General features: G+C 37.1%; 11 protein-coding genes. All 11 read left to right on the forward strand.

The features are described from left to right. The first annotated feature begins 30 nt into the window (after positions 1-30). On the forward strand, positions 31-402 hold the full coding sequence (locus tag QOL71_RS04075) for an FtsL-like putative cell division protein (protein ID WP_248878322.1): 372 nt from the start codon (positions 31-33) through the stop codon (positions 400-402). Next, positions 383-2,383, forward strand: a complete 2,001-nt coding sequence (locus QOL71_RS04080; protein WP_283415696.1) for a penicillin-binding transpeptidase domain-containing protein — start codon at positions 383-385, stop codon at positions 2,381-2,383. Before QOL71_RS04075 ends, QOL71_RS04080 begins: the two co-directional genes overlap by 20 nt. Positions 2,384-2,407: 24 nt before the next feature. After that, a complete protein-coding gene (locus QOL71_RS04085) occupies positions 2,408-3,868 on the forward strand; it encodes a UDP-N-acetylmuramoyl-L-alanyl-D-glutamate--2,6-diaminopimelate ligase (protein ID WP_283415697.1) in 1,461 nt (486 codons plus the stop codon). Positions 3,869-3,874: 6 nt separating this feature from the next. Then, complete coding sequence (gene mraY / locus QOL71_RS04090) at positions 3,875-5,116, forward strand: phospho-N-acetylmuramoyl-pentapeptide-transferase (protein WP_283415698.1); 1,242 nt, start codon at positions 3,875-3,877, stop codon at positions 5,114-5,116. Between the two features lie 16 nt (positions 5,117-5,132). Further along, positions 5,133-6,476 (forward strand): UDP-N-acetylmuramoyl-L-alanine--D-glutamate ligase, encoded by a 1,344-nt coding sequence (gene murD / locus QOL71_RS04095; RefSeq protein ID WP_283415699.1) that lies wholly within the window; start codon positions 5,133-5,135, stop codon positions 6,474-6,476. Positions 6,477-6,554: 78 nt separating this feature from the next. After that, positions 6,555-7,790, forward strand: a complete 1,236-nt coding sequence (locus QOL71_RS04100) for an FtsW/RodA/SpoVE family cell cycle protein (protein WP_283415700.1) — start codon at positions 6,555-6,557, stop codon at positions 7,788-7,790. Positions 7,791-7,851: 61 nt separating this feature from the next. Further along, the gene (gene murG / locus QOL71_RS04105) at positions 7,852-8,958 is read left to right on the forward strand and encodes an undecaprenyldiphospho-muramoylpentapeptide beta-N-acetylglucosaminyltransferase (protein ID WP_283415701.1); all 1,107 of its coding nucleotides are present in this window, start codon (positions 7,852-7,854) and stop codon (positions 8,956-8,958) included. Positions 8,959-9,037: 79 nt separating this feature from the next. Continuing rightward, on the forward strand, positions 9,038-9,433 hold the full coding sequence (locus QOL71_RS04110; RefSeq protein WP_283415702.1) for a hypothetical protein: 396 nt from the start codon (positions 9,038-9,040) through the stop codon (positions 9,431-9,433). Beyond that, positions 9,430-10,788, forward strand: a complete 1,359-nt coding sequence (gene murC / locus QOL71_RS04115; RefSeq protein WP_283415703.1) for a UDP-N-acetylmuramate--L-alanine ligase — start codon at positions 9,430-9,432, stop codon at positions 10,786-10,788. The genes QOL71_RS04110 and murC overlap by 4 nt, the downstream gene beginning before the upstream one ends. A gap of 80 nt (positions 10,789-10,868) precedes the next feature. Continuing rightward, on the forward strand, positions 10,869-11,897 hold the full coding sequence (locus tag QOL71_RS04120; protein ID WP_283415704.1) for a cell division protein FtsQ/DivIB: 1,029 nt from the start codon (positions 10,869-10,871) through the stop codon (positions 11,895-11,897). Positions 11,898-11,917: 20 nt separating this feature from the next. After that, a complete protein-coding gene (gene ftsA, locus QOL71_RS04125; RefSeq protein ID WP_283415705.1) occupies positions 11,918-13,297 on the forward strand; it encodes a cell division protein FtsA in 1,380 nt (459 codons plus the stop codon). Positions 13,298-13,344 lie beyond the last annotated feature (47 nt).

Consider the following 13,344-nt stretch of genomic DNA (forward strand, 5'->3'; position numbering starts at 1 on the left):
TTTCATTCATCACTTATCAATTATAAAAACGTGGCAAAGCAGACAACCTATAATAAGCAGAAAAAGAAACTCACTTTTATGGACATCATAAAAGGAAATTTCCTTAACCGTGATGAGGTAAAAGCACATTACAAATATTTTCTGTTCATTTTCGGGTTATTGATGGTGATGATTTATAGTAATCACTTGGTTAACAAAAAAATAGAACACGTTAACAAGCTTAAAGAAGAAACGGAAGAATATAAATCCAGAAACGCTTACGCACAAAGTAGGCTAATCAAAATTAGAATGGAATCCGAACTGGGAAAAGAAATGGTTCAGGATTCTTTGGTGAGTTTGGAAAGCCACCCTATGAAATTATTGATAAAAGTTGACAGCACAGATGATAAAGCAGCCAAATAACAATTACGAAAAAAAGCGTTCCAATGCGTTGAAGTGGGGCTACCTTTTTGTTTTGGGAGCTTTCATTTTGTTTGTCATCTTTTTGGGTAGAATTATGATTCTTCAGAATACGAATGTTGAGGAATTCGAAAATAATTACATTAGCAAAAATTACCGAGAAGCAACCTTAAAAGCAGCTCGTGGAAATCTGTTTGCTTCAGACGGTTCTATCTTGGCAACAACGGTTATGCGCTACGATATCTATTTGGATTTCAAATCGATGAGAGACACAATCTATTCCAATAATATTGGTGCTTTAACGGACTCTCTCAGCAAAATGTTCGATAAGCCTAGAAGTTATTTCAGAGCAAAATTGGACGCACAAAACAAGAAAAATAATCAATACTATCTTTTAGCAAAAGGTTTGGACTTTGATGAATACGATAGAATCCGTGAGTTTCCGATTTTCAAAAAAGGTAAAAATAAAGGCGGCTTTATCGTAGAAAGAAATTTCCGAAGAGAATTGGCAACAACCCAAATCGGAGCCGGAACCATCGGAGCGGATAATGGCGAATCAAAATCCGGTTTGGAAGGTGCTTTCAGTAGATTTTTAACAGGGATCGACGGAAAAAGACTGGAGCAAAGAATCAATTCAGCACAATGGAAACCAATTGATTACTGGAAGGTTAAAGAACCAATTGACGGTCAGGATGTTTACACCACTTTGGATTTGAGAATTCAGGATATTGCTCATTCAGCGTTAGAAAATCAGTTAATAAAATTTGATGCAGATCACGGTTGTGTTGTCGTAATGGAAACCGAAACCGGAAAAATTCGTGCTATGGTTAACCTTAGAAGAACCGAGCCGGGAATTTATGTTGATGCTTATAACTATACTGTGAAAGATGCTCAGGAACCTGGCTCTACTTTCAAAACGGTTTCGCTTTTGGCAGCGATGGATGACGGATTTATAGACGAAAATACTAAAGTCAATATCGGAAACGGAATCTGGACCTATGCCGGACAAAGAATCACGGACGGTCACGGAGGCGGAACTTATGACGTGAGTGATGTTTTGGCAAAATCCAGCAACGTTGGTGCCGCTAAGATTATCACACAGCATTACGCAGATAAACCGGAAGTTTTTATAGATCATCTTAAAAAATGGAAAATGTTCGACAAAATGCAAATCGAACTTCCGGGAATTGCTAAACCGTCTATTCAGACACCACAAAGCAAACGTTGGAACAAGGCAACATTGGCATCTTTGGCTTATGGATATTCGTCAAGATTTCCTCTTTTGCAACTGGTAACTTTTTATAATGGAATTGCAAATAAAGGTAAAATGGTGAAGCCTCTTTTCATTGATAAAATAATGAAAGACGGTAAAATCCTTTATGAAGCAAAACCGGAAGTCATGGTTAAAAAAATGGCGTCCGATAAAGCAATTGAAATGATGACAAGTGCATTGACAAAAGCTGTTGAAAAAGGGACTGCAAAAAGTATCTATACACCCAATCTCAAAATTGCAGGAAAAACAGGAACAGCCAGATTCGAATATTGGAAGAAAGACGGACCGATGAAATATCAGGCCTCATTTGCAGGATTTTATCCGGCGGATAATCCGAAATATACCTGTATCGTAGTTGTCAATCAGCCTGATACATCAAAAGGTTTTTATGGAGGAACAGTTTCAGCACCGGTTTTTAAGGAAATTGCAGGAAAAACTTTTCTCAAAACCCCGTTGAATGTTGAAAAAGAACTTTTGGTTGAACGTAAAGTTAACCTTAATAAAATGACAACGCCAAACATAAAGGTAAATGTCACAAGAGATTCAATGCCAAATCTGGTGGGGATGATTGGCAAGAATGTAATTCCACAGCTTGAAAATCTAGGCTATAGAGTAGATTATAAAGGTGTGGGAAAAATCACGGGACAATTTCCAGCAGAAGGCGCAATCATTGGAAAAAACCAAAAGATTTATTTGAATCTTCAAAACTAAAAATTAAAGCGAAAGCTTATATATATGATTTTAAAAGACTTATTACAAAGAATCCAGACTCTGGAAACCATCGGAACTCTTGAAAGAGAAGTTTCAGAATTGGTTTTTGACAGCAGAAAAGTTGCTGAAAATTCTTTGTATGTTGCATTGAAAGGGACCATTTCAGACGGACATTCTTACATTAATCAAAGCATCGAGAAAGGAGCGAAAGTGATCGTTTGTGAAGAATTGCCTGCGGACATTAATGATGCGGTAACTTATATTAAAGTTCAAGATTCTTCCAAAACTTTAGGGCATTTGGCTTCTAATTTTTATGGAAATCCTTCTCAAAAATTGAATCTTATTGGCGTTACAGGAACCAATGGAAAAACTTCGGTAACAACCTTATTATTTGATATCTTCAAAAATCTGGGTTATCAATCTGCTTTGATTTCTACCGTTGAATACAGAATCGGAGAAGAGATTATTCCTTCAACGCACACAACACCAGACGTGATTCGTCTGAATCAAATGTTAGCAAAAGCGGTTGAAATCGGTTGCGAATATGCTTTTATGGAAGTCAGTTCTCACGGGATTTCCCAAGATAGAATTGAAGGGTTGCATTTCAAAATTGCTGGTTTTACAAATATCACGCACGATCATTTGGATTATCATAAGACTTTCCAAAATTATATTTATGCAAAGAAGAGATTCTTTGACGAACTGGAAGATTCGGCAGTTGCGATTACGAATGCTGATGACAAAAACGGATTGGTAATGCTGCAGAACACCAAAGCGAAAAAGAAATCCTTTGCTTTGAAAACAATGGCAGATTTCCACGGAAAAGTTTTGGAAGTGGACTTCAACGGCATGTTGCTGAATTTTAATAACAAAGAATTCTGGACAACATTGACAGGAAAATTCAACGCTTATAATTTGTTACTAGCTTACGGAATCGCTTTGGAACTAGGAATGGACGAAACAGAAGTTCTTCAGGCAATTTCAAAACTTCAAAGAGTGAACGGAAGGTTCGAAACGATAAAATCCGACAGTGGAATTTTCTTTGTGGTCGATTATTCGCATACACCGGATGCATTGGAAAATGTGTTGGACAGCATCAACGAAATCAGAACAAAAAATGAAAGACTGATTTGTGTTTTCGGTTGCGGAGGTGACAGAGACAAAACCAAACGTCCGGAAATGGGAGACATTGCTACAAAAAAATCGACTTTGGCAATCATCACTTCGGACAATCCAAGAACAGAAGATCCGATACAGATTATCAAAGAAATAGAAGCTGGTGTTCAGCCACAGAACTTCAGCAAGTATACTTCGATTCCTAACAGAAGGGAAGCGATAAAAATGGCCATCAAATTTGCTGAGCCAAAAGATATTGTTCTGGTAGCCGGGAAAGGTCACGAGACATATCAGGAAATCAATGGTGTGAAACATCATTTTGATGACAAAGAAACAATTAGGGAATTATTACAATTAATGGGAAAATAGATCTATATGCTATATTATCTATATGAATATTTAACTGCCCATGGGATTCACATTCCAGGAATGAACTTGTTCAAATACATTTCGTTCCGCGCAGCGATGGCAGTTTTGTTTTCGCTCATCATTGCAATGGCTTACGGGAAAAGAATCATCAATTTCCTAAGAAGAAAGCAGATGGGAGAATTGGTGAGAGATCTTGGTCTGGAAGGACAAAAACAGAAGGAAGGAACACCGACAATGGGTGGTTTGATTATCATTTTGGCTACTATCATTCCGGTTTTGTTGTTTACCAGAATCACCAATGTTTACATCGTTCTTTTGATCATTTCGGTTTTGTGGATGGGAGCCATCGGTTTTCTGGACGATTATCTCAAAAAAGTTAAGAAAAATAAAGACGGATTGAGCGGGAAATTCAAAGTAATCGGACAGGTTGGTTTGGGTTTAATTGTCGGTGTTACAATGTATTTCCATCCTGATGTTGAGGTTAAGAGAAAGTATGCTGATGCAACTGTTATCAACAGAAATAATGTAGAACAGAACTTTATGCCGGACGAGAAAATTCCGGTTTCTACAGTCCCTTTTACAAAGAATAATGAGTTCGATTACAGTGGGATTTTGTTCTGGATGGACGATGCAAAAGCACACGAATGGGCTTGGATCGTTTTCATTCCTATTGTTATTTTTATTGTAACGGCTGTTTCCAACGGAGCGAATATTACTGATGGAATCGATGGTTTGGCTGCAGGAACAAGTGTTGTGATTTTGTTGACTTTGGCATTTTTCGCCTATGTTTCGGGAAATATGATTTTCGCTGATTATTTGAACATTATGTTCCTTCCGCATATGGGAGAAACTACGATTTTTGCCCTCGCTTTGGTTGGTGCTGTTATCGGTTTTTTTTGGTACAACACTTATCCTGCACAGGTTTTTATGGGTGATACGGGAAGTCTGATGCTGGGCGGAGTAATTGCGGTTTTAGCAATTATCCTTAGAAAAGAATTATTGATTCCGGTTTTATGCGGAGTCTTCTTGATAGAACTTTTATCTGTGATTCTGCAGGTTTGGGTTTTCAAGTACAGAAAAAGAAAACACGGGCTGGAATATGCTCAAAACAATAGATTATTCAAGATGTCTCCATTACATCACCATTATCAGAAAGAAGGATTTCACGAGAGCAAAATCGTAAACCGAATGATCATTTTAGGTGTAATGCTGGCAATTATTTGTTTAATTACTTTAAAAACTAGATAAAAACTAATAATCATAAATGAGAGTAGTAATACTTGGAGGAGGCGAAAGCGGCGTTGGTGCTGCTTATCTGGCAAAAGCCAAAGGCTTTGATGTCTTTCTTTCGGATATGGGAACTATCCGTGAGAATTACAAAAAAGAATTGGACGAGCTTGGGATTGACTATGAAGACGGGACACACACCGAAGAAAAAATCCTGAATGCCGATTGGGTCATCAAAAGCCCGGGAATTCCGAAGAAAGCCGAAATGGTTCAGAAGATTCAGGAGAAAGGAATCCGATTGTCTTCTGAGATCGAATTTGCTTCAGAATTTACCAATGCAAAAATCATTGCCATCACAGGAAGTAATGGAAAAACGACGACAACGTCTTTGATTTATTACATACTGAAAGAAGACGGATTCAATGTTGGATTAGGCGGAAACATCGGAAAGAGCTTTGCGAAACAGGTGGCTGAGGAGAATTTTGATTATTATGTATTGGAAGTGAGTAGCTTTCAGTTGGATGATATTCAGAATTTCAGACCTTATATTTCATTGTTATTGAATTTGTCTAAGGATCACCTTGACCAGTACAATTACAATTATGAAGAATATGCATTGGCTAAGTTCAGAATTGTTGAAAATCAGGAGGCTAATAATTTTTTCATCTACAATAAGGATGACGAAATGAGCAAATCGATTCTGGAAAAATTGGATTTGAAAGTGACCAAAGTACCATTTTCACTGAATGAAAAACTGGAAAAAGGTGCTTTCTCGATTGATGAAAATTTTGTGGTCAACATTAATGAAGGATTCACAATGAATATCGATGAATTATCATTGGTCGGAAAACATAATGTAGCGAATAGCCTAGCGGCAAGTATCGCAGGAAAGTTACTGGAAATCAGCAATGAAAGCATCAGGCATTCCTTAATGACATTCCAGGCGGTTGAACACAGATTGGAACCTGTGGCTGAAATCAGAGGTGTCAAGTTCATCAATGACAGCAAGGCAACCAACGTCAATGCCACTTACTTCGCTTTGGAAAGTATGAAGCAGCCGGTGGTTTGGATTGTTGGCGGAAAAGACAAGGGAAACGATTATACAGAAATCGAAGAATTGGTCAAGAAAAAAGTTAAAGCAATTGTCTGTTTAGGTGTTGATAATCATAAGATTATTGACTTTTTCAAAGACAAAAAAACCGAGATTTATGATACTTCGAGTATGCAGAAAGCAGTAGAAGTTTCCAAATCCATTGCAGAAAAAGGAGATGTGGTTTTGTTATCACCTTGTTGCGCTAGTTTTGATTTATTCAATGGTTATGAAGACCGTGGAAATCAATTTAAAAAAGAAGTATTAGAAGAATTGACAATTAAGAATTAAAGTAAAATGTAAAAAGTATTTATGTATTAACGATTTTAAACTTCATTAATACTTTTTACTTCAATACATTAATAATAAATGGAAAACCAAACGACAGAAAACAAATTCGAGCTACTGAAAGGAGACAAAGTCCTTTGGTCGGTTATCATTTTGATTTCCTTCCTTTCCGTATTTCCGGTTTATTCCGCAAGTTCGAATCTGGAATATATCGTGAACAACGGGACCACAACAGGTCACGTTTTCAAGCATATCGTTTTCGTATTCATTGGTTTGGGAATTATGCGTTTCGTAGGAACAGTTAAGTACGAATACATCGGAAAACTGAGTTCTATTCTACTTTTGTTCACGATTGGACTGTTGTTAATTACGATGTTTACAGGACAAAAGATTGAAGGTGCAAGTGCTTCGCGTTGGTTGAAAATCCCGGGAACACCGATTTCTTTTCAGCCATCGTCATTTGCTTATTTGATGCTGATTATTTATCTGTGCAGATATTTGACTAAGAAAATCAAAAGGGAAAGAGTTCCGATTGAGAACATCATTTACATCTTCGGACCAATTCTGATTGTGTTCGGATTGGTTGCAAAAGACAACGGTTCTACAGCTTTGATGATTATGATGGTTTCGATTATTATATTAATTATCGGACAATTAGCCTGGCAATATGTAGCGGGATTTATCTCGGTTGCCGTAGTTTTCGTTGTGATGTTTTTAGTCATTGCATTGAATACGAATTTAATCGGAGGAAACCGTGTTCATACTTGGATGAGCCGTATCGAAACCTTCACGAGTTCCAAGAAAACAGCTGATGTTGAAGACGAAAGTATCAAAGCAAAAAACTATCAGGTGATGCAGGCGAAAGCAGCGATTGTTCACGGCGGATTCAACGGAATCGGACCAGGAAAAAGTGCTTTGAAACAGACGTTACCCCAATCGGTTTCAGATTTTATTTTCGCAATCATTGTGGAAGAATACGGTTGGATTGGAGCCTTTGTTCTGATTAGTCTTTATATGATAATGATAATCAGAATTGTAATGATTGCCAGTAAAATGCCCGCTTTTTTTGGCTCGTTACTCGTATTAGCAATCGGATTAATGATATTCATTCAATTATCAGTGAACATCGCTGTTGCTGTGAACCTGATTCCGGTTACAGGTCAACCTCTACCATTAATAAGTTACGGAGGAACATCGATGTTGGTAACCTATATTCAACTAGGGATTATCCTGAATGTAAGTTCCAGAATTCAGGTTTTTGATGAAGAAGGTCTGGGTAAAAGACAAAGTATTGAAGAAATAAATGATATCGCATAAAAAATAAATGATGAACGATAATTTATAAATCATCAATTATCTCTTATCAATTATAAAAAATATGAGCAGAAAACTAAAAATATTAATGAGCGGCGGCGGAACAGGTGGACACATCTTTCCGGCGGTTGCGATTGCTCAGGAAATCCAGAAACGGTTTCCCGATGCAAAGTTTTTGTTCATTGGTGCGAATGGAAAAATGGAAATGGAAAAGGTTCCTCAAGCCGGATTCAAAATCGAAGGATTGAACATCGCCGGATTCGACAGAGGAAATCTTATGAAGAATATCGGGCTTCCATTTAAAATCATTTCCAGTTTGATTAAGGCTAAGAAAATCATTAAAAATTTTAAACCGGATTTTGCGGTTGGAACTGGTGGTTTTGCAAGCGGACCTGCTTTGTACATTGCTGCGAAAATGGGAATTCCGACTTTTATTCAGGAGCAGAATTCTTTGCCTGGAAAGACGAATGTTTTCAATGCAAAAAAAGCGAAAGCCGTTTTCACAGCTTATCCGGATATGGAGAAATTTTTCCCGGGAACGAAAACTTATTTCTTAGGAAATCCAATCCGTCAGAATATCATCACGGATTTGATTGATAAAGATTTAGCTAAAGAAAAATTAGGCCTAGATAAAAATAAATTAACGATTCTTTCAGTTGGCGGTTCACTCGGCTCCAGAACTCTGAACAACGGCTGGAAAGATAATTTTGAAAAACTTAAAGAAAAAGGTTATCAGTTAATCTGGCAAACCGGAAAAACTGACTACCAGCAAATTATAAGCGATGTCACGATGAGCGGAATCGAAGCGTCTGGAATTCAAATTAAAGAATTCATCTCCGATATGGCTTTGGCTTATTCCGCAGCGGATGTGATTGTTTCCAGAGCTGGTGCAATTGCGATTTCAGAATTGGCAGTTGCTGAAAAGCCGGTTTTATTGGTCCCTTTTCCTTTTGCGGCGGAAGACCATCAAACTAAAAATGCTTTGACTCTGGTTGAGAAAAATGCGGCAAGAATGGTAAAAGATTCTGAAATGAAAGACAAATTCTGGAGCACGCTTTCAGAAATCTGTGAGAACGAAAATCTTAGAAAAGAAATGTCAGCCAATCTGGAATTTTTTGCAAAACCAACAGCAGCGAAAGGAATCGTGGATGAGATTTTTAAAGTGATATAGTTTAATGAAATTATTGAAACACATATTATTATTTTTTTGTTTGATAGGTTTATCAAGCTGTGTGAATCGGTATAATAATATGCCGGCAAAAAATAATACACAAGCAAGACAAACTTTTGCTAAAAGCTTTGCTGAGAATTTTTTTTCTAAATGTGGAAAAAAAGATTATTCTGAAATCACAGGCTTCAACATGGATGTCAATATGAAGAATTATTTTTCCCAAGAAAGAAATAAAACAGTTTGTGAAAGCTTTGAAAAAAAATATGGAAAAGTAGAAATAGGGAGCTTATACGCTGCTAAAACTAATGTCTATCCGTCAGATTTTTATGACTTGTTTGTTTTTAATGTTAAAACTGAAAAAAATGATAGTGTCAAATATCTGAGAGTAGGAATGACCAGAGACAAAGATTATATCAATACGTTCTATTTGTCCAAAACACCATACAATAAATGGTATAAAAGAAAGAAAAAATGAGCATCTTAAACAAATATCAAAACTTCTATTTCATCGGCATCGGTGGGATTGGGATGAGTGCGCTGGCGAGATATTTTCACGCCAACGGCAAAAATGTTTTGGGTTATGATAAAACGCCAACAAAACTAACGGCTCAAATTGGTTTTGAAGGTATTGATATTACGTTTGAAGATGTCATTGATGAAAAAATTGTAGCGTTGGATAAAGAATCAACTTTGGTTATTTATACGCCTGCAATTAAGAAACTCGGAATTCTGGATTACTTCGCAAGTGAAAGTTTTGAGATTCTGAAACGTGCAAAAGTTTTGGGATTGATTACAGAAAATACAGATTGCATCGCCGTTGCTGGAACTCACGGAAAGACAACAACTTCTACATTAATAGCACATCTATGCAAAGAAGCAAATCTGCCTTCATCCGCATTTTTGGGTGGAATTTCTGAAAATTTCAAATCTAATTTCGATTACAATGGAAATCAGTTTTCCGTGGTCGAAGCGGATGAATATGATAGAAGCTTCCTGAACCTTTCTCCGGATTGGGCGGTTGTAACATCAATTGATGCAGACCATTTGGATATTTATGGTGATAGAGTTCAGATTGAAGATGGTTTCCGTCAATTCGCTGCTTTAGTTCCGAATGATAATCAGTTGTTTGTGAGAAAAGGAATTGCAATCGGAAGAGGACATAAAACTTATGCTGTGAATGAGGAGGCGGATTATTATTCCGATAACCTGAGAATGGAACATGATAAAATCTATTTTGATTTTCATACGCCAACGCAGGAGGTTGAAGATTTTGTCTGGGAAATTCCGGGAATTCACAATGTTGAAAATGCAACGGTTGCTTTGGCGATTCTGAGCAATTTAGGTGTTGGTTTCGAGACTTTAAAAAAAGCAATTGCCAATTTTAAAGGCATCAAAAGAAGATATACGAAACATATTTTTGATAACGGAAAGATTTATATCGATGATTATGCGCATCATCCAACAGAACTGAATGCAGTGATTGGTTCGATAAAAACATTTTATCCGACCAAGAAATTGCTGGTGGTTTTTCAACCGCATCTTTTTAGCAGAACAAGAGATTTTGCAGAAGATTTTGCGAGAAGTCTGGAAAACGGAGATGATTTGTTGTTATTAGATATTTATCCTGCGAGAGAACTTCAGGAAAATTTTGAAGGCATCACATCAAGTTGGTTAGCTGAAAAAATCGAAACAGACAACAAAGAAGTCTGCACATTACAGGAGACTTTTGAAAAGATAAAAGAGAAAGATTTTGATATTTTATTGACAGTCGGAGCGGGAAATATTGATACACTTTATGACCCGATTATGGAATGGATGCAAAGTTTGTAAAATGTAAAACGTATTAATGTATTTACGATTTTTAAAATCATTGGTACATTTTACATTAATACGTCAATACAAAAATTAATATGAAAAACAAGTGGAGAATATTGAAGATACTCGTAACAGTCGTCCTTTTTGGATTTCTGCTCAGTTTCTCGTTAAAGCGTTTCAACAACGCCAAGATGGAGAATGTATCGATTAATATGAACCAGACCAAAACGCCGGTTTATTATGTGGATGAAAAGGACATCAAGGATTTGGTAAAGCAATTTAATCCTACAAAAAAGATTGGCGATGTTAAGATTCCGGAATTGGAGAAAAAGATTAATGAGATTCCGTTTGTTGACAGTGCCAATGTTTATATGAATCTGAACGGAAATCTGAATGTTGATATCAAACAACGCATTCCGATTTTCAGACTGAATAAAAACGGAAAGGATTTTTATGTGGACGAAAAAGGTGTTGAATTCCCGATTTCTAGAAACTTTTCTTATCCGTGTATGTTAGTAATGGGCGATGTCGATGCTTCGGAATATCAGGAACTCGGAAAGCTGATTGAGAAAATTGACAAAGATGATTTCAGTAAAAAATATTTCATCGGAATCAAAAAAGAAAAAGACAATTATAATCTTCTGACAAGCGATGGAAATTACAAAGTTGAGATTGGAGATTTAGATAATATTGATTTCAAGGTTAGAGGATTTAAAACTTTTGTGGAGAAATATCTGGTTTATCAGAATCCTCAGAAGTACAAAAAGATTTCGGTTAAATACAATAATCAGATTGTAACCACACTGAATCCTTATTTCAAAGAAAACGACAGTATTCTGAGAAATGCACCAAAAATTGAAATTACAAAACCGGAAGAAAAACCGACGCAACTTTTAGCATCGGTTCCGGCAAAAACAGAAACTAAAAAAGCGGAGCCCAAACCGGAACCGAAAAAAGAAATTAAAAAAGCGGAACCTAAGAAATCAGAAGTCAAAAAAGAACCTTCGAAACCCAGAAAAGTAGAGAAGAAATCTGAACCGAAAAAAACTTCGGAAAAGAAAAAGGAAACAACATCCAAACCAACTTCTGACAAAAAGAAAAAAGCAAAAGTAGTAGTAGAATAAAAAATCAAATCGAGCATATAATGGAAAATCAAGAGTATTCAGTAGGTCTGGACATTGGGACAACTAAGATTGTCGCCATTGTCGGAAGACGTAACGCTCACGGGAAAATCGAAATCCTGGGCGTTGGGAAGGCTAAAAGTCTTGGTGTTCACAAAGGAATCGTGAACAACATTTCCCAAACTATCAATTCCATCAAAACTGCAGTTGCAGAAGCGCAATCCAGCGCTGGCGTTCCTATCCACAAGGTAACTGTAGGAATTGCAGGAAAACATATCCGTTCTCTCCAGCATTCGGATTACATCATGAGAGAGCATCCGGATAGATACATCACGGAAGATGATATCGAGAAACTAAAAGACCAGGTGAAGAAATTGGTGATGTTGCCTGGCGAAGAAATCATCCACGTTTTGCCTCAGGAATACAAAGTGGATTCTGAAGGCGAGATCCAGGAACCAATTGGAATGCACGGCAAAAGATTGGAAGCCAATTTCCATGTTGTTGTGGGACAAATGGGTTCTATCAGAAATATCGCAAGATGTGTTCGCGAAGCTGGTCTTGAAATGGAAGCTTTGACATTAGAGCCTTTGGCTTCGTCTGAAGCTGTTCTTACAAAAGAAGAAAAAGAAGCTGGTGTTGCAATTGTTGATATTGGTGGTGGAACTACGGATATCGCGATTTTCAAAGATAACATCATTCGTCATACTTGCGTGATTCCTTACGGAGGTGGAATTATCACTGACGATATCAAGGAAGGGTGTTCAATCATTGAGAAACACGCAGAACAACTGAAAGTGAAATTCGGTTCGTCTGTTCCGGAATTGGAAAAAGACAGTACTTACGTGACAATCCCGGGATTGCACGGTCGTCCGGACAAAGAGATTTCGTTGAAGGTTTTGGCTCAGATTATCAATGCGAGAGTTGAAGAAATTCTGGAAATGGTAAACACCGAACTGAAAGGTTACGGCGCTTTTGAGCAAAAGAAAAAACTGATTGCAGGAATCGTATTAACCGGAGGTGGTTCCAACCTGAGAAACCTTCGTCAGTTAGCGAATTACACAACAGGTTTCGACAGCAGAATTGGTTTCGCTAACGAGTATGTGGCGAATGATAAAAACCAATATCTTAAAGGACCGGAATTTGCAACGTCCATCGGTTTATTGATGGAAAGTCTTAAAATCAGAGATAAAAAAATCCTTCCAACAGAAGAAGAAATTATCGAAGAAGCCGTAACTAAGGCAGAACAAGTTGCTCAACCAACTACAGAAGTTGAGAAACCTCAGCAAGTTCAGGCTCTCGAAGAAGTTACAAAACCAAAAGAAGAAGCTAAAAGAAACAAACCGACTTTCGGTCAGTCGATTTTAGACAAAGTGAAAAAATTCTTCGAGGAAGTAGAAGAGTAAAACATAAATGATAAAAGAAAATTGATAAATGATTAAGGCAATCATAA

Source organism: Epilithonimonas pallida, from assembly GCF_900182975.1.
Lineage (GTDB): Bacteria > Bacteroidota > Bacteroidia > Flavobacteriales > Weeksellaceae > Epilithonimonas > Epilithonimonas pallida.